An 18,068-nucleotide genomic window follows, 5' to 3' on the forward strand; every position below is an offset into this window, starting at 1 on the left:
ATTTATAACCCAATGAGAGCAGCCGTGTCATTCACCCTCGATAACCGCACTTTGGCTTTTGCCATCGCCTTGCTAGGCGGAGTTAGTGCGTATGCTAGTCCATGTCCCATCAGCGCGAGCTTGCTGGGCAAAACGGTGAATGTTGGCGAAGTGTTGCGAGGGCAAACATTGCAGGTGCGCGGGCCGAGCAATAATGGCAAGGTGGCGATTACTTTTGGTAACACCTTAGGCTTTGTGCCGCAAGAATGTGTAGGCAAGGTGCCTGAGCGTGATCGTACTCGCAAGGTGACCGATTATGTCATCACCCGCACAGCCGCGGTGATTTATCAAAAAGCTGATCGTCAATCAAGCAAACTGGCGCGCCTTGATGCGGGGTTGCGATATCCGATTATGGGCAAAGCGCAAGGAGACTTTTACCCGATTCAAATTGGTGGACGAAAGGCGTTTTTGGATAAAAGTGCGGTCGAGCTGGATAAAGGCGTGCCAGTTTTAACCTATCACCACCTATTAAAAGATCAAGAAAATATCCGCTTTCAACGCACCTCAACCACCACTTCAGTCAGCGCGTTTAAACACCAAATGCAGCTGATCAAAGCCCTTGGCTACCGTACGATTTCGCTCTATGATCTTGAGGGTTATTTGCAAGCCACCGAAAATTTACCAGACAAAGTGGTGGTGCTGACCTTTGATGATGGGCTGGAGTCGGTACACCGTTATGCTTACCCGATTTTGAAAGCGCTGAAGATGCAAGCAGTGATTTTTATGATTACCTCACGCATTAAATATACGCCGCAAAAATGGGATCCTGAACATTTACAATTTATCAATCGTAAAGATTTGCGCAAAATGCAAGATGTGTTTGATGTGCAAAGCCACACCCATTTTTTGCATCGCTATTCCAAACTGCGCCCTGTGATTTTCCAGCGTAACTATCACAATATTTTTATGGATTTAAAACGTGCACGTCAAATTTTGCACGCTTTCAACCCGCGGGCTGATTATTTAGCCTATCCGTTTGGCGCACACACCGAAACCGCCCGCCAAGCCGCGCGCGATCTCGGGATTCGCATGGCGTTCACCACCAAAATAGGCAAAGTGCGGTTTGGTGATGATCCTTATCAGCTTAAGCGTTTGTATCTAATGAAAAACGACAGCGACAGCTATATTATCGAAAAATTGCGCGATTAATTGGGCGTTTTAGGCTGTTGTTGGGTGAAATTTAAGTTATAATTAAACACTTTAATAGACCTTGATCCCACTACGCGAGTTGATTTTATGACAGAAACAGCGCAAACCATCCCAGAACTGGTGAATTGGGCGAAACAGCGTGAGTTCTCTTTGCAACTTTCTACCGAGCGGCTAGCTTTCTTGCTGGCCATTGCCATCTACAATAACGAACGCATTGACAGCGAAATGATCGAACATGATTTGTTTGATCTCTTCCGTTTGGTGTCTCAACAGTTTGGGCAGTCAGATGACACGGTGACGCAGCGCGCCAATAATGCCATCAACGAGCTGGTTAAACAGCGTTTTTTAAATCGTTTTAGTAGTGAATTTACCGAAGGGCTTTCCATTTATCGCTTAACGCCTTTGGGTGTGGGGGTGTCGGATTATTATATTCGTCAGCGCGAGTTTTCCACATTGCGCTTGTCTGTTCAGCTTTCCATCGTGGCAGATGAAATTCAACGTGCCTCAAATGCTGCAGAAGAAGGGGGCGATGAATTGCATTGGCGACGCAACGTTTATGCGCCGCTGAAATATTCGGTTGCGGAGATTTTCGACAGTATCGATCTCTCGCAGCGGATTATGGACGAAAACCAACAAGGCATTAAAGATCAAATCGCTCAGTTGCTGACACAAGATTGGCAAACCGCACTTTCAAGCTGTGAGCAGCTGCTTGATGAAACATCAGGTAACCTGCGGGAACTGCAAGATACGTTAAGTGCGGCGGGCGACAAGCTGCAAGCGCAATTGTTGCGCATTCAAGATTGTATTATCGGGCGTGATGAGCTGGATTTTGTGGCACAATTGGTGGTGAATTTGCAAGCTAAGCTCGACCGCATCATTAGCTGGGGGCAGCAGGCGATAGATTTGTGGATCGGCTATGACCGCCATGTGCATAAATTTATCCGCACCGCTATTGATATGGACAAAAACCGCGTGTTTTCCCGCCGTTTGCGTCAATCTATTCACAACTATTTCGATGCTCCGTGGTATTTATGGGTGGCCAATGCGCAGCGTTTAGTTGACTTGCGTGACGAAGAAGCAGTGCTTAGCGAAGAAGATGCGTTGGGAGAACTGCCAGCGGAATTAGAATTTGAATCTTTGGCGGATGTGCATGAGCATATTGTTGAGCAAATGCAAGCGCTATTAATTGCCTACCGAGAGCAAGAAACACCGATTGATTTGGGGCAGGTTTTACGCGAACAGTTGGCAGCGCAGCCACTGTCACGTCATTTTGATGTGGCGCGCATTATTGTGGATCAAGCCATTAAACTTGGCATGTCGAGTGATGACTTAAGTGCCATTAGCACGCCTGCGTGGCAAAATGTGAATGACTACGGCGCGCAAGTCCAAGCGCACGTGATCGATAAATATAAATAAGCAAGGTTTTTGAGATGAACAGTGAAAATACCCAAAACGATGTCATGCCAGTGAAATTATCTCAGGCAATTGCCAATCCGCTTTTTCCCGCAATCGACAGTCAGCTGCGTTCAGGGCGGCATATTAGCGTGGATGATTTAGACAATCACGCGTTCTTGATGGATTTTCAATTTGAATTAGAGCAATTTTATCGTCGTTACAATGTTGAACTCATTCGTGCGCCAGAAGGTTTTTTCTACCTGCGGCCAAAAGCAACCACGCTGATTTCGCGTAGCGTACTCTCAGAGCTTGAAATGTTGGTGGGCAAAGTGTTGTGTTACCTTTATCTCAGCCCAGAGCGTTTGGCGCAGCAGGGCATCTTTAGTAATGAAGATGTGTATGACGAGCTGTTAAACCTTGCTGATGAAAGCAAATTATTAAAAGCCGTTAATCAACGTTCATCGGGTTCTGATTTAGATAAACAAAAACTCGCCGAGCGTACCCGTGCAGCACTCAATCGCTTAAAACGACTCGGCATGATCACAACCGTAGGCGATCAATACAGCGGCAAATTTGTGATTTCAGAAGCGGTATTTCGTTTTGGAGCCGAAGTACGTGTAGGCGATGATCCGCGTGAGGCGCAAGCGCGATTGCTGCGTGAGGGGGAAATAGCAACGCCTGAAGCGTTAGCACAAGTGCCGTCGCAAGACGAAACAGCGCAAGATGACGACAGCATGGACGAAGACGATAAAGACATGAATTTAGCCAGTGACGACAAGCTTGAGGACGAAGAATAATGGAACAGTTTGAGCAAAATAGTGACAACGTAACAACAACCGTCGCCAATCCTTTTGCCCTTGAGCGCGATCTCCCGCGGGGTAAATTCCGCGCTTTGACCTTGATTAACTGGAACGGTTTTTTTGCCCGCACCTTTGATTTAGATGCCTTAGTTACGACGCTTTCAGGCGGTAATGGGGCGGGGAAATCCACCACAATGGCAGGCTTTGTCACGGCATTAATCCCCGACTTAACGCTTTTGCATTTTCGCAACACCACAGAAGCGGGTGCCAGCGGTGGTTCGCGTGATAAAGGCTTGCACGGTAAACTACGCCCAGGCGTGTGTTATGCCACCATTGATGCGTTAAATTCCCGTCAACAGCGCGTGCTTGTGGGGGTTCGGCTGCAACAAATCGCTGGGCGCGATAAAAAAGTGGACATCAAGCCGTTTTCGATTCAAGGATTGAGTTTGGACGTGGATTTGACCGCACTTTTCACCCAAGCGGTGAACGACAAACAAGCCCGTGTGCTCAATTTGCAGGAGCTTAAAGAGCGCTGCGATGCGCAAGATGTACAGTTTAAGCAATACAATTCCGTCACCGACTATCACTCGATGATGTTTGAGCTTGGTCTGTTGCCAAAACGCTTGCGCTCAGCGTCTGACCGCAGCAAATTTTATAAATTGATCGAGGCTTCACTTTATGGTGGGATTTCGAGTGCTATTACGCGCTCTTTGCGGGACTATTTATTGCCCGAAAATTTAGGCGTGCGCAAAGCCTTTCAGGATATGGAAGCGGCATTGCGTGAAAACCGCATGACGCTCGAGGCTATTAAAGTCACCCAATCGGATCGTGATTTATTCAAGCATTTAATTAACGAATCCACCGCCTATGTGGCGTCAGATTATATGCGCAACGCCAATGAGCGGCGCACGAATGTGGACATTGCGCTCAATTTCCGACAACAGTTGTTTAAAGCCCAAAGTGATTTGTTGAATGCACAACAACGGGTGGTGGATTATGCCCGAGAGGCTCAGGAGCTGAGTGAAGTGCAAGCGCGCTTGGAAATCGACCACCAAAGTGCGGTCGACCAGCTTAATTTGGTGCAAAATGCCGTGCGCCATCAAGAAAAAATTAATCGTTATCAAGACGAAGTGCAAACGTTGCGTGAAAAACTCGAAGAGCAGCAGATAGTGGTGGAAACCGCCCGTGAGGCGCTGGAAGAGGCGCAGCTCGCACTTGAGCAAAGCGATAATGATGTTGAAGACGTGCGCAATCAGCTGGCGGACTATCAAGAGGCGCTCAACGCGCAACAAACCAAAGCGGTGCAATATCAGCAGGCGCAAAAAGCCATGGAGCGCGCGCAAAGCGTGTGTGGTTTGCCTGCGTTATCGCTGAAAAACTTGGATCAATACTGCGATGAATTTGAGGCGCAAGTTGAGCAGCTCACCGAAAGTGTGTTAGCGCTTGAACAGCGTTTATCCGTGGCCAGCGCAGGGCACAATCAATTTGAAAAAGCCTTTGGGCTTTTAAGCGAGATTGCAGGCGAACTTTCTCGTGCGAATGCCTATGCGCAGGCCAAAGCCTTGCTTGACGCCTATCCACAACAAAAAGCGATGGCGCAAAGTGCGGTCTCCATTCGCGCTCGGCTTAATGAGCTTGAAAACAAACTGATGGCGCAGCAAAGCGCGCGGCAAATGCTCGCACAGTTCAACCAGCGCAGTGGCTTGGATTTGCAAGACGCGGCAGCATTAGACGATTACTTAATCCAAATGCAAGATGTGCTCGATGATCTCACAGCAAGTTTGAGTGAAGCGGGTGAAACGCGCTCAGGTCTGCGTGAAAAACGCGAACAATTGACCGCACTTTATGCCGAACAAGAGCGCAAAGCGCCAGCGTGGCTCACAGCACAATCTGCCCTTGAGCGTGTGCGTGAGCAAAGCGGGCAGGCGTTTGATGACAGCCAAGATGTGATGAATTTTATGCAGTTGCAGCTGGAAAAAGAGCGTGAACTGACCTTTGAGCGCGATCAACTGCAAGGGCAAAAAACACAACTGGAGCAGCAAATTAGCCGTTTAAGTCAACCTGACGGCTCAGAAGATGCGAGGCTCAATGTGCTCGCTCAGCGCTTTGACGGTGTGTTGCTTTCTGAGCTTTATGAGGACGTGGCACTTGACGATGCGCCGTATTTTTCTGCACTTTATGGCCCCGCGCGCCATGCGATTGTGGTGCGTGATCTTGAAGCGGTGAAAAAACAGCTTGCGCAGTTAGAGGATTGTCCAGATGATCTTTATTTGATTGAAGGCGATCCAGCCGCATTTGATGACAATGTATTCAGCGCACAAGAGCTCGACGCAGGCGTTGTAGTGCAAGTGAGCGAGCGTGAGGTGCGCTATTCCAAATTCCCAAGCGTGCCGCTATTTGGGCGCGCTGCACGGGAAAAACGCTTAGAAGAGCTACAAGCGGAGCTTGTCGAGGTGAACGAACGCCACGCGCAGTTGGCTTTTGATGTGCAAAAATGCCAGCGGCTGCACCAACACCTAAGCCAATTCGTTGGCTTGCACTTAGCGCTGGCGTTTATGCCTGACCCTGAGGCGCAAATGCAATCATTGAGAGCACAACGCAATGATATTGAACGTGAAATTAATCAAATCAGCGCCAACGAGCAAGACATTCGTAATCAGTTAAATGAAACCAAAGAGCAAGTACGGTTATTGAATAAACTCGCACCGCACTTTGAGTTGCTGGCTGATGATGAGCTGATAGAGCAAGTGGAAGAATACCGCGCGCAACTGCTTGAGGCAGAAGATGATGTGCAATTTGTGCGTCAATATGGCGCACAACTGGAACAACTGCAGCCGATTGCCAGCAGTTTGCAAAGTGACCCGCAACAATTTGAGCGCTTGCAGCAGGATTACGACACCACGCTTGCCCAGCAAAAACGCGCGCAACAGTGCCTTTATGCGCTTTCCGACGTGCAGCAGCGCAAAGCGCACTTTGCCTATGCGGATCAATTACAAAGCGAAGGCTCAACACTTAATCAACAGCTGCGTGAGCGTTTAGAGCAGCTGCAAGCCCAGCGCCAGACCCTGCGAGACAGTGTGCAGCAAAAACAAAAAGCCTTTGGTGAATACAATCAGGTGAGCATTGCGCTGAAAAGCTCACTCGACGCAAGACAAGGCATGCTGCAGGAGTTGCTTTTTGAAATGGATAAAATTGGTGGGCGAGCCGATGCGCAAACCGAGCAGCGTGCGCTTAAACGCCGAGATGAGCTACACCAACAACTGGCACAAAATCGCCAACGTCACAGCTATTTGGAAAAACAATTAGCGTTGTTAGATGCTGAAAGTGACAATCTCAACCGCACTATTCGCAAAGTCGAGCGAGATTATCGCACCCAACGTTCGCTAGTAGTAGGGGCGAAGATGAGCTGGTGTGCGGTGCTGCGCCTTTCGCGCAACAGTGATGTGGAAAAACGCCTCAACAAGCGCGAGCTGGCGTATATGAGCGCCGATGACTTGCGCTCCATGTCGGATAAAGCCCTTGGCGCTTTGCGCACGGCAGTGGCGGATAATGAATATTTGCGCGATAGTCTGCGCCAGTCTGAAGACCCACGCAAACCCGAGAACAAAGTGCGGTTTTTCATTGATGTATATCAACATCTGCGTGAGCGTATTCGCCAAGATATTATCAAAACCGATGATCCTATTGATGCCATTGAGCAGATGGAAGTGGAACTTTCTCGCCTGACTGAAGAGCTGACCAACCGCGAGCGTAAACTGGCGATTTCCAGCGAAAGTGTGGCGAATATTATGCGCAAAACCATTCAGCGAGAACAAAATCGCATCCGTATGCTCAATCAAGGGCTGCAAAATATCGCATTCGGGCAGGTGAAGAGCGTACGCTTAGTGGTGAACATTCGTGACACTCACGCTATTTTGCTCAACGCACTTTCTGGTGAGCAAGAGGAATACCAAGATTTGTTTAACAATCAACAAATCACCTTCTCCGAAGCGTTGGCGAAGCTCTATCAACGCGTTAATCCGCATATTGATATGGGCCAACGCAGCGCGCAAACCGTGGGGGAAGAGTTGTTAGATTATCGTAATTACCTCGAGCTGGAAGTGGAAGTGTTCCGCGGCGCGGATGGTTGGCTGCGCGCTGAAAGTGGCGCGCTCTCCACTGGGGAAGCGATTGGTACGGGCATGTCGATTTTGCTGATGGTAGTACAAAGCTGGGAGGAAGAATCACGCCGCATTCGCGCTAAAGACATTCTGCCGTGCCGCTTGTTGTTCCTAGATGAGGCAGCAAGGCTGGATGCGCGCTCGATTTCCACCTTGTTTGAACTGTGCGAGCGGTTGGATATGCAATTATTGATCGCCGCCCCTGAAAACATCAGTCCAGAAAAAGGCACCACCTACAAGCTCACGCGGAAAGTGGCAAACAACCACGAATATGTGCATGTGGTGGGCTTGAAAGGCTTTGGCGCGCGGGAAGAATAATAATGCTGTTTTTATTGATTGCTATTGCTTGTAGTGTGGCGGTGTCGGTGTTTTTGAAACTCGCCCGCCGCCAAAGCATTGATATTCGTCAGGCGATAGCCTTTAATTATCTGACCGCACTTTTGCTCACCTTCACGTTGCTCAAGCCTGATCTCAGCGCCGAGCATGTGCAAGTGGCGATGAATCAAGGCGCAGGGGTGTTGCTACTGGCGCTAGGCATTTTGTTGCCAAGCGTATTTTTGGTGCTATTTCGTGCAGTGGAATGCGCTGGCATTGTGCGTACTGATGCCGCCCAGCGTTTGTCGCTTTTTTTACCCATTATTGCCGCCTTCACATTATTTGGTGAAACGGTGTTAATGACGCGCATTTTCAGTCTGGTGCTGGCGTTTGCCGCGCTGTTTTGCTTGTTATGGAAGCCCGATCCCAACAATCACACCACGAAAAGTGCGGTCATTTTGTTAGTGGTGTGGTTTGGCTTTGGCATTATCGACATCTTGCTCAAGCAAATTTCCAAACTAGGCCAAGCACTGCCGCTGACATTATTTGTAATTTTTGCCATCGCCGCTTGCGTGATGTTCGCCTATTTGCAGGGTCGGCAGCTGCTCACTGGCATGCGCTGGCAGGGTAAAAGTATGCTGTCAGGCTTACTCTTAGGTGGGCTGAATTTTATGAACATTTATTTCTACCTGCTCGCCCACCGCACATTTAGCCAAAATCCAACGTTAGTGTTTGCAGGCATGAATGTGGGCGTGATTTGCTTAGGCTCGTTGATTGGCTTGTGGGTGTTTAAAGAAAAGATGAGCCGCATCAATTTTGCGGGCGTTGGTCTTGGCATTGTGGCAATTTTATGCCTATTTTATCTTGATTCTTGGGTGGCATGATGGCAGAACAGACCTTTTTTTTCTATGATTATGAAAGTTTTGGCGTTGATCCTGCGCGCGATCGCCCAGCCCAGTTTGCAGGCATTCGCACCGATGGAGATTTTAACCCCATCGGCGAGCCTGTTATGTTTTACTGCAAGCAAACCAATGACTATTTGCCACAACCTGAAGCGGTATTGATTACGGGTATCACACCGCAAAAATGCAACCAAGCAGGGCTTGATGAACCGCACTTTGCTGAAAAAATTTTAAACGAGTTCAGTCAACCGAACACTTGTATTTTAGGGTATAACAACATTCGTTATGATGATGAAATGACCCGTTATACCTTTTTTAGAAATTTTATCGATCCTTATGAATACAGCTGGAAAAACGGCAATTCGCGCTGGGATTTGCTCGATCTTGTGCGGGCGTGTTTCGCATTGCGCCCTGAGGGGATAAATTGGGTTTATGATGATAATGGCTTGCCGAGTTTTCGTTTAGAACTGTTGACCAAAGCCAATGGCATTGCGCATGAAAATGCCCATGATGCGATGTCTGACGTTTATGCCACCATTGCGATGGCAAAGTTAATCAAAGCCAAACAACCGCGCTTTTTTGACTACTTTTTTAATTTAAGGCATAAAAGTGCGGTGCGTGAGCTGCTTGAATTGAAAAACATGACGCCACTTGTGCATGTGTCAGGTATGTTTGGTGCAGCGCGCAGCAACACCAGCATCATTGCACCGCTGGCAGAAAATCCGCTCAATCCCAATATGATCATCTGCTGTGATCTCAGCGCAGATTTAGAGGATCTACTATACCTTGATGCCAACACGTTGCGCGAGCGCCTTTACACCTCAAAAATTCAGCTGGAAGAGCAAGGCATAAACCCTGTACCGCTTAAAGGCGTACACCTTAATAAATGCCCGATTTTAGCTCCACTCAACACGCTGTTGCCAGAAACAGCTGAGCGCCTCGCACTTGATCGCGATGCCTGCCTTGCTAACTGGCAAAAATTACGCCAAAGCACGGAAATTCGCGATAAAGTGGCGGATATTTTCAATGTTGAACGCACCTTGGCGCCTGACATCAACGTGGAAACCGCACTTTATGCGGGCTTTTTCTCCCATGCGGATAAAAATAATCTTGCCATTTTGCGTAGCCTATCGCCTGAACAACTCGCCAACCACAACCTCGCTTTCAGCGACCCACGCATTCCCAAATTGCTATTTCACTACCGTGCTCGCCATCATTATTCGACCTTAACTCGCACCGAGCAGCTTAAATGGCAAAAATATCGCCAACAAAAACTCGCCCAAGGCATTGATGATTACGCCTTACGCCTTGAGAATCTACTCAACGAATACGCCGAAGACAACGAAAAATCCCAGTTACTTCAACACGTCCTAGCCCACGTTCAAAGCGTCACACGGGATATTTGATAACGTTTTAACGGCACTAAAAAACCGCACTGATAAAGTGCGGTTTTGGTTTCTTGTTGCTAGAAGCTCGCGTTGCGAGGGTAGCGTGGGAATGGAATGACGTCGCGGATGTTTTGTACGCCAGTGACGTAGACGATAAGGCGTTCAAAGCCGAGGCCGAAGCCGGAGTGTGGCACGCTGCCGTAGCGGCGTAGGTCGCGGTACCACCAGTAGTCTTCAGGGTTTAAGCCCATTTCAAGCATGCGTTTGTCAAGCACTTCAAGGCGTTCTTCCCGTTGTGAGCCACCGATAATTTCGCCGATGCCAGGGGCGAGGACGTCCATAGCGGCAACGGTTTTGCCGTCGTCGTTCAGACGCATATAGAATGCTTTGATGTCTTTCGGGTAGTTTTTCACCACCACAGGGGAGTGAAAGTGCTCTTCTGCAAGATAGCGTTCATGCTCCGAAGACAAATCAATGCCCCATTCCACTGGGAACTCGAACTCTTTGCCTGAATTGAGTAGGACGTCGATAGCGTCAGTGTAGTCGATTTGGGCAAAATCGGAGTTGATGAACGCTTGCAGGCGGTTGATCACGTCTTTATCTACGCGTTGTTCAAAGAATTTTAAGTCATCCATGCGTTCTTCAAGTACCGCGTTGAAGACATATTTAAGCATGTCTTCAGCTAATTTGGCGTTGTCGCTTAAGTCAGCAAAGGCGACTTCAGGCTCCACCATCCAAAACTCAGCCAAGTGGCGGCTGGTGTTGGAGTTTTCAGCGCGGAAAGTTGGGCCGAAAGTGTAGATTTTGCTCAGCGCGCAGGCGTAGGTTTCACCATTGAGCTGACCAGAGACCGTCAAAAAGGCCTCTTTGCCAAAGAAATCTTGCTTGAAATCCACCAAGCCGTTATCACCACGCGGGAGATTTTCTACATCCAAGGTGGATACACGGAACATTTCACCAGCACCTTCGGTATCGGAGGCGGTAATCAGCGGGGTAGCGACCCAATAAAAGCCACGCTCATGGAAGAAGCGGTGAATGGCTTGCGCTAAGCAGTGACGTACGCGTGCCACTGCACCGATTAAGTTGGTGCGAGGGCGCAGGTGAGCCACTTCACGCAAATATTCAACACTGTGGCGTTTGGCCGCCATTGGGTAGGTTTCAGGATCATCAACAAAACCAGTCACTACCACATCGCTGGCTTTTAGCTCCACCGCTTGCCCTTTACCTTGGGATTCCACCACTTGACCTGTGATAACCACGGCGCAGCCAGTGGTGAGGTTGAGCACGTCTTGCTCGTAGTTAGATAAGCTATTTTCTACCACCACTTGAATAGGGTCAAAGCAGGAACCGTCGTAAACAGCGACAAATGAAAAACCCGCTTTAGAATCACGACGGGTGCGCACCCAGCCGCGAATAGTAACAGTTTCACCGACGCTAACCGCACTTTGCAAAACCGCTTTAACTGATGCTATTTTAGCCATTATTTCCTCTAAATCTTATTTTAAATAATGGGTGTTAGTTTACTTATTCCCACTGAAATTACAATTGAAATCTAGTCAAAGTGCGGTTTTTTCTTGCATAATTGCTAAGCAATTAGAGCGCTGTTTCGTGAGTTAAGTAGCATAATTTTAATTGCTTTGTTGTCAAAGTCTAATTTTGTGGGTATAAAGTCGTAATCACGAATAAAAAAGCAGGATAGGTAGTATGCCAAAGTCAAAGCATGATTGTTATATTAGCCGCATCAATTTGCGTCATTTGGGAACTATATACCGTTTGATTGAGCAATTTGAGTTAATTTCGCGTATTGATTTGTCCAAAATTGCGGGTTTTGCTCCTGCGAGCATCACCAATTTAACTCGCGAGCTGATTAAAGCACACTTTATCGAAGAGCGAGCCGTGCAAAATACTATTGTGCGAGGGCGCCCAGCGGTGGGCATTTGTCTGTCGCCACATTATTGGCAATATCTCGCGATCACATTAGCAGAGACAACCATTGATATCAGTTTGTGTGAGCTTGATGCGCGCGTGGTGGAGCACCAGCAAATTCACTATAACCCTGCACAAGGCGTGGAAAAGGTGATTATGAACACGATTGAAGCCTTTGTGAATAAGCATATTGATCAGGTGACCAATCTGTTGGCGTGTTCATTGTGCATTTTAGGGCGGGTGGATAAAGTGCAACAAAAGGTTTATCTTGGCCACACCGTGTTAGGCGCAGAGTTACAAGAACATTTGCAAGCTCATTACGATTTTCCTATTTTGGTGGCAGAGCATTTTGCAATGTGGACATTTGCTGAGAGCCATCTTGGCAACGCTATTCATTCAAACAATGTGATTTTCTTGCAATTTGATGATGCAATCAATATCAGTGTGTTGAGCGAAGGTAAGATGATTCGTAATGAAAAACAAAAACGGATGAATATTGATAAAGTCGCGCTGCCGAAAATCAGTGATTTAAGTGATAAAATTGCGCAAGATGTGCCAGAAATTGAACGTCATTACCTGTATAATCAAGTGAGCAATAAGGCGATTTATCAGCTAGTGGATCTATTGCTGCCGAATGATTTGCCAAACGATGAAAGTAAAATTGGCTTTTTGTGTGAGCAAGCACAAGCCGAAGATCCACAGGCTATCCGTATCATTCATCACTTAGCCGACAGTGTATCGTATTTATTGATGTATTTGACCAATATTTTTGCCTCCGAAAAGATTATGATCAATACGCGTTTACTGGCAGTGAAGGAGCTGTTTTTGCAACGTTTAGCACTGAAATTACAAGATGCATTGCTTTCGGATGAACAACAAGTGGAGATCATTACCTCCAAGTTTAGCTGGAATGACCCAGCCATCGCCTCGTCGGCGGTTAAACAAGAGCTTTATAGTGGCGATTTATTTGCTCAAATTATCCGGTAATATGCTTTTTTCGTGAAAACTTGTTTTGGCTCAAGAAATGCTGTTTCATTTTTGCCTACAATTTCTCCTATGTTTTGACATAGGGAAAAATCATGAGCTGTTTTTTTGTGACTGGCACAGACAGTGGTGTGGGCAAAACGGTGGTCAGCCGTGCAATTATTCAGGCCATGCAACAGCAACATTGTCAAATTGTGGGTTATAAGCCCGTTGCCTGTAATAGCCATTCGTTTAGTTATTTCAACCAAATCAATGAAGAAAACGAGCAAAATGCGGACGTGCTCACGCTACTTGAAAGCACGCAGCAGGCGGTGAATTATCAAGACATCAATAGTTATACGTTGCATGCTGGCCAAGAGCCAGGCATTATCGATTTGCTTAGTCAATGCCAATCTATCGACATCAACAAAATTAACCGCGATCTTGATGTGCTTGCCAGCCGTTTTGAATCCGTGTTAGTGGAGGGCAGTTTTGGCTGGAAGACGCCCATCACGCAACAACTGTTTTTCTCTGACTGGGTGATGCAGCGCAAAATGCCCGTTGTATTAGTGGTCGGAATAAAAGAAGGTTGCATTAATCATGCCTTGCTTACCGCAGAGTCCATCGTGCAGTGTGGTGTCACATTGTTGGGCTGGGTGGCTAACCGTATCAATCCTGGAATTAGCAATTATCCTGCGATCATTGAGCTATTGATGAAAAAGCTCAATGCACCACTATTGGGGCAAATTCCATATTTGCATCATCCAGAGAGTAAAGATCTCGCCCATTTTATTACCAACCACGAGCGGCTGAATTATTGCCGTACGGTCATTAGCTAAAGTGCGGTCACCGCACTTTTGCGATTATTTCATCATTTAATAATAAACTCACGTTATTATTGTGTCTTTTTTATGCAAATAGAAGTGAGAACTATTCCTATATTAAAAAACAGTGGCTATAATCCCACTCCCTTTTAACAATAAAAATAATAAGGTTATTAAAATGAAAAAAATCACATTCGGTTTATTGTTGGTTTTAGCCACACCGGCGGCATTGGCAAGTCATTGGGAGTACACATTAGGCGGTGAAGTTTATCGTGAAACCTACCGTGAATATGTCAATGGAAGTGAACGTTTTATGCAGCAGCGCGCGCATATGCACGGACTAAGTGGCGCGGCGACTTACCATTTCAATCCGCAAAGTGCGGTAATTTTAGAAGGGCGCTATGTTAAAGGTAAAAGTCATTATGTTGGCAGCGAAGGTCCAAGTGAGGAAAAACCAGAAGGCACGCCTTATGGATCGGTGACTATTCACGGTACACCACGTAACAGCTATGATTTGCGCGCCCTTTATCAGCATCATTTTTATGCTATGCAACGTGATTGGCGTGTGCAAGTGGGGGGTGGGTATCGTATTTTAAACGATCTCAATAGCCGTAAAGACGCAGAGGATTATGATCGTAAAAACCGTTTAATTTACGCTCATATTGGCGTGAGCACTGATTTTGCGCTGCCAAACGGTTTCACGTTATCTCCAAAAATTGGCTACAATCAGCTGATTCGCGCGCGGCAGTATTCTTACATCGAGCAAACAGCCATTAATAAGCAACGCAATGGCAAAGGTTTAGAGTTTGAGTTGGGGCTGAGTAAAGTAGTTGGCAAAGGTAAGGTGACATTTTCACCGTTTTACCGTGGCTGGAAGGTGTTTGATTCCAATCGCATTGTACAAAATACCGACGGTGAAATCGGTGAGATTGTCGAACCGAAAAACATCACCCACGAAGTGGGCGTGAAACTTTCCTACACCTTTTAATAAGTAAAAGTGCGGTCAGACCGCACTTTACTTTTGCTACCAAACAATATGAAAATCGGGGGCATCGGGGTTGGTGCTCACCAGCACTTTGGCAAACACATGCGTAAGCGCGCCGTTGGCATCTTCAAGCCCAATCCACACTTCAGCAAAGGCCTCGGGGTCAATGAGTACGCCAATTTCTTCATCCCAATTTTCTGCGGTGTCCATCAGTTGTAGGCTGCCATGTTCGGCAAACTGTGCATTGAACAGTGCGATTTGTTGCTCATTTAGGTTTTCGCCTGCCATTTCAAGAAAAATGGCATAGGCACTGTCTAAAATTTGCTCGTCGGTAAGTGTCATAAAACCTCGCAGGCAAAGTGCGGTTAAACCGCACTTTGAATTTTTATTAGCCTGTATTGCGCATGCCAGCGGCAATGCCCGTGATGGTGATCATCAATGCTTGATTGAGATTAGCATCTTGTTCGGCTTCGTCCACTTGGCGTAAGCGATGGAGCAACTCCACTTGCAGCAAGTTGAGCGGGTCAGTGTAAACATTACGCAGTGCGATAGACTGTGCAATCCACGGCAAATCCGCCATCAGCTGGTCACGGTGAGAAAGTGACAGCAGCGTTTGCACATCAGCTTGCAGTTGCGCGCGCAAATGCTCACCCAGCGGCCAGAGAGATTTGTCTACCAAACGTTGGTCGTAATATTCCGCCAGCCACAAGTCTGATTTACTAAACACCATTTCCAGCATACCGACACGGGTGGAGAAAAATGGCCATTTTTCACACATTTCTTCCACGACCGCACTTTTGCCTTGTTCAAGCAGCTGTTGAATGGATTGCGCTGCGCCAAGCCAAGCTGGCAGCATCAAGCGGTTTTGCATCCAAGCGAAAATCCAAGGGATTGCACGCAGGCTTTCCACGCCGCCTTTCGGATTGCGTTTTGCAGGGCGTGAACCCAGCGGAAGGCGGGAGAGTTCTTGCTCTGGGGTGGCAGAACGGAAATACGGGACAAAATCTGGCTGCTTGCGCACCACATCGCGATAAGCCTCACAAGAGAGGGTAGAGAGCTCATCCATAATATCGCGCCAGCCTTGTTGTGGTGATGGCGGCGGCAACAAATTGGCCTCTAAAATAGCACTGGCATAAAGCTCAAGGCTGTCGATAGCCACTTGTGGCAGCCCGAGTTTGAAGCGGATCATTTCCCCTTGCTCAGTCACGCGCAGGCCATTTTTCAAGGATTTAGGCGGTTGAGAGAGCAACGCGGCATGTGCTGGTGCACCACCACGGCCAATAGTACCGCCACGGCCGTGGAAAAGCGTTAGTTCAATATGTAGGCGTTCGCATAAGTTGACCAAGGCTTCTTGCGCCCGATATTGAGCCCATGAGGCCGCCATCATGCCAGCATCTTTGGCGGAGTCAGAATAGCCAATCATCACCATTTGTTGGTTATTGATAAAGCCACGATACCAACCCACGTTGAATAGCTGTTCCATCACGCTTTCAGCGTGGTCAAGGTCATCTAGCGTTTCAAACAGTGGTGCTACTGGGATGCGTTTGGTGTTGCCTGCTTCTTTCAGCAGCAAATGTACCGCCAGCACGTCAGAGGCACTGCGCGCCATAGAGATCACATAAGCGGAAATCACGCCTTCATTTTGTTCCGCCACCACCTTGCAGGTGTCGAGCACTTCGCGCGTTTCTTCGCTTGGGTGCCAATCAATCGGCACTAATGGACGACGTGAGTTCAGCTCACGAATCAAAAACGCCTGTTTGTCTTCTTCTGACCATTGCGCATAATCGCCTAAGCCGATATAACGGGTGATTTCAGCAATGGCCTGTGTGTGGCGGGTGCTTTCTTGGCGAATATCCATACGTGACAACGTCACACCGAAACAGCGAATGCGGCGCAACGTGTCTAGCAGCAAGCCGTTAGCGATGATACGCATACCGCACTTATTCAGTGATTGATACACATCCAACAACGGCTCCCAAAGTTGTTCATTGCGGGTGATGATGTGCTCTTGGGTGGTGCGTGGCTGTTTGTCGCTGAGCAAGTCGTTAAAGTGATTTTGTGTTAGTTTCAACTTGGTGCGTAGCGCTTTCACGACATGGCGGTAAGGCTCTTCGTGCTCGCCATATTTTGCTGTAAACTCGGGTGAGGCCTCAACCATGGAGAGCTCGTCACATAGCAGCTTGATGTCTTCCAAAAAGAGTTCGGCTGCTTTGGCGCGAGCAAGGTTGAGTACGCGGCGAGTGATTTTGCTGGTGACAAACGGGTTGCCATCACGATCACCTCCCATCCACGATGAAAAGCGCACTGGCGTGAATTCAACTGGGAGATGGAAGTCAAAAAATTCCACTGTGCTGTCGTTGAGTTGACGCAGAAAGTTAGGCACCGCATGCCATAAGCTGTTTTCAATCACGCTATAACCCCATTTGGCCTCTTCAAACGGGGTTGGGCGCTGGGTGCGGATTTCATTGGTGTGCCATGCTTCTGCAATCAAACGTTTGAGTTGGCGCTCAATGCTTTTGCGCTCTTTGTCAGTCAAATCAGAGTGTTCAAGCTGGCTTAAACATTTGTTGATTTCAACGTGTTTGTGGGTGAGCGAGCGGCGAGTGACCTCGGTTGGGTGAGCGGTCAGCACTAATTCGATGAGTAAATTATCAATTGCAGCCAGCACATCTTCTTTCGCAAGATTCTGTGCTTTGAGTTTCTCAAATAAGCAGCTAATGGAACGTTGGCTCAGTGCAAGATCGTTGTGGTGGCGCGAGATAGACTGATATTGCTCAGCAATGTTGGTCAGATTCAGAAAGTGGCTAAAGGCGCGCACAACAGGAATAATTTGATCACTTGAGATGTTATCTAAAATAGATAAGAGTTGTTCACGGGCAAGATTATCCCCCGCACGAGAATTGCGGGAAAGCACGCGAATTTTTTCAATCAAGTCCAAAATCTCGCTGCCTTGTGCTTCACTGATGGTATCGCCAAGAAAGCGCCCAAGCATGCTGATGTTGTTACGCATCTCACTATACTGCTGCATAAATTATCCTTAGTTGTAAAGTCATAATGTTGAATTTTGTGATAGATTTAACAAAAAAAGTGCGGTTTATGCAATGATATTAATCAAATTTATATCATTTTTGGAAATGTATTTTGTTTTTAATATTAAAAGTGCGGTTTTGTTAGATAATTTTTAAATTGGTGGGTGAAAAAATGCCCTTGCGAGCAAGGGCA

Annotated in this window: 12 protein-coding genes; 9 read left to right on the forward strand and 3 right to left on the reverse strand. The window is 47.4% G+C overall.

Annotated elements, in window-relative coordinates:
- Window positions 1-24: 24 nt before the first annotated feature.
- From HPC38_RS10575 to sbcB, 6 genes are all read left to right on the forward strand, one after another.
- Window positions 25-1,188, forward strand: a complete 1,164-nt coding sequence (locus tag HPC38_RS10575; RefSeq protein WP_208120447.1) for a polysaccharide deacetylase family protein — start codon at window positions 25-27, stop codon at window positions 1,186-1,188.
- An 87-nt stretch (window positions 1,189-1,275) separates the two neighbouring features.
- On the forward strand, window positions 1,276-2,604 hold the full coding sequence (gene mukF / locus HPC38_RS06340) for a chromosome partition protein MukF (RefSeq protein ID WP_208120448.1): 1,329 nt from the start codon (window positions 1,276-1,278) through the stop codon (window positions 2,602-2,604).
- A gap of 14 nt (window positions 2,605-2,618) precedes the next feature.
- Complete coding sequence (gene mukE, locus HPC38_RS06345; protein WP_208120449.1) at window positions 2,619-3,380, forward strand: chromosome partition protein MukE; 762 nt, start codon at window positions 2,619-2,621, stop codon at window positions 3,378-3,380.
- Window positions 3,380-7,861 (forward strand): chromosome partition protein MukB, encoded by a 4,482-nt coding sequence (gene mukB, locus HPC38_RS06350; RefSeq protein WP_208120450.1) that lies wholly within the window; start codon window positions 3,380-3,382, stop codon window positions 7,859-7,861. The genes mukE and mukB overlap by 1 nt, the downstream gene beginning before the upstream one ends.
- Before the next feature lie 2 nt (window positions 7,862-7,863).
- On the forward strand, window positions 7,864-8,742 hold the full coding sequence (locus HPC38_RS06355; protein WP_208120451.1) for an EamA/RhaT family transporter: 879 nt from the start codon (window positions 7,864-7,866) through the stop codon (window positions 8,740-8,742).
- Window positions 8,739-10,166 carry an exodeoxyribonuclease I gene (gene sbcB, locus HPC38_RS06360; RefSeq protein WP_208120452.1) on the forward strand — a complete coding sequence of 476 codons (1,428 nt, stop codon included), beginning with the start codon at window positions 8,739-8,741 and terminating at the stop codon, window positions 10,164-10,166. The genes HPC38_RS06355 and sbcB overlap by 4 nt, the downstream gene beginning before the upstream one ends.
- A 59-nt stretch (window positions 10,167-10,225) precedes the next feature.
- Here the strand turns inward: sbcB and asnS are convergent, their stop codons facing one another.
- Complete coding sequence (gene asnS, locus HPC38_RS06365) at window positions 10,226-11,629, reverse strand: asparagine--tRNA ligase (RefSeq protein WP_208120453.1); 1,404 nt, start codon at window positions 11,627-11,629, stop codon at window positions 10,226-10,228.
- Between the two features lie 223 nt (window positions 11,630-11,852).
- Here asnS and HPC38_RS06370 point away from each other — a divergent pair, with 223 nt between their 5' ends.
- The 3 genes from HPC38_RS06370 to HPC38_RS06380 all read left to right on the forward strand — a co-directional run bounded on the left by HPC38_RS06370 (window position 11,853) and on the right by HPC38_RS06380 (window position 14,849).
- Entirely contained in the window at window positions 11,853-13,061 is a 1,209-nt protein-coding gene (locus HPC38_RS06370; protein ID WP_208120454.1) for an ROK family protein, read from the forward strand.
- Between the two features lie 92 nt (window positions 13,062-13,153).
- Window positions 13,154-13,876: a dethiobiotin synthase gene (gene bioD / locus HPC38_RS06375; RefSeq protein WP_208120455.1), complete on the forward strand. Its 723-nt coding sequence runs from the start codon at window positions 13,154-13,156 to the stop codon at window positions 13,874-13,876.
- Between the two features lie 163 nt (window positions 13,877-14,039).
- Window positions 14,040-14,849, forward strand: coding sequence for a hypothetical protein (locus HPC38_RS06380; RefSeq protein WP_208120456.1), 810 nt, complete (start codon window positions 14,040-14,042; stop codon window positions 14,847-14,849).
- Between the two features lie 36 nt (window positions 14,850-14,885).
- Here HPC38_RS06380 and HPC38_RS06385 read toward each other — a convergent pair whose 3' ends face one another.
- A complete protein-coding gene (locus HPC38_RS06385; RefSeq protein WP_208120457.1) occupies window positions 14,886-15,188 on the reverse strand; it encodes an HI1450 family dsDNA-mimic protein in 303 nt (100 codons plus the stop codon).
- A 46-nt stretch (window positions 15,189-15,234) separates the two neighbouring features.
- Window positions 15,235-17,874, reverse strand: coding sequence for a phosphoenolpyruvate carboxylase (gene ppc / locus HPC38_RS06390; protein ID WP_208120458.1), 2,640 nt, complete (start codon window positions 17,872-17,874; stop codon window positions 15,235-15,237).
- Between the last annotated feature and the right edge of the window lie 194 nt (window positions 17,875-18,068).

Origin of the sequence: Spirabiliibacterium pneumoniae, assembly GCF_014884995.1 — a bacterium.
Taxonomy (GTDB): domain Bacteria; phylum Pseudomonadota; class Gammaproteobacteria; order Enterobacterales; family Pasteurellaceae; genus Spirabiliibacterium; species Spirabiliibacterium pneumoniae.

What these genes read in the sequence shown, in the direction of transcription:
- mukF (WP_208120448.1), top strand. Translation starts at nt 1,276, where the DNA reads ATGACAGAAACAGCGCAAACCATCCCAGAACTGGTGAATTGGGCGAAA.
- mukE (WP_208120449.1), top strand. Translation starts at nt 2,619, where the DNA reads ATGAACAGTGAAAATACCCAAAACGATGTCATGCCAGTGAAATTATCT.
- mukB (WP_208120450.1), top strand. Translation starts at nt 3,380, where the DNA reads ATGGAACAGTTTGAGCAAAATAGTGACAACGTAACAACAACCGTCGCC.
- HPC38_RS06355 (WP_208120451.1), top strand. Translation starts at nt 7,864, where the DNA reads ATGCTGTTTTTATTGATTGCTATTGCTTGTAGTGTGGCGGTGTCGGTG.
- sbcB (WP_208120452.1), top strand. Translation starts at nt 8,739, where the DNA reads ATGATGGCAGAACAGACCTTTTTTTTCTATGATTATGAAAGTTTTGGC.
- asnS (WP_208120453.1), bottom strand. Translation starts at nt 11,629, where the DNA reads ATGGCTAAAATAGCATCAGTTAAAGCGGTTTTGCAAAGTGCGGTTAGC.
- HPC38_RS06370 (WP_208120454.1), top strand. Translation starts at nt 11,853, where the DNA reads ATGCCAAAGTCAAAGCATGATTGTTATATTAGCCGCATCAATTTGCGT.
- bioD (WP_208120455.1), top strand. Translation starts at nt 13,154, where the DNA reads ATGAGCTGTTTTTTTGTGACTGGCACAGACAGTGGTGTGGGCAAAACG.
- HPC38_RS06380 (WP_208120456.1), top strand. Translation starts at nt 14,040, where the DNA reads ATGAAAAAAATCACATTCGGTTTATTGTTGGTTTTAGCCACACCGGCG.
- HPC38_RS06385 (WP_208120457.1), bottom strand. Translation starts at nt 15,188, where the DNA reads ATGACACTTACCGACGAGCAAATTTTAGACAGTGCCTATGCCATTTTT.
- ppc (WP_208120458.1), bottom strand. Translation starts at nt 17,874, where the DNA reads ATGCAGCAGTATAGTGAGATGCGTAACAACATCAGCATGCTTGGGCGC.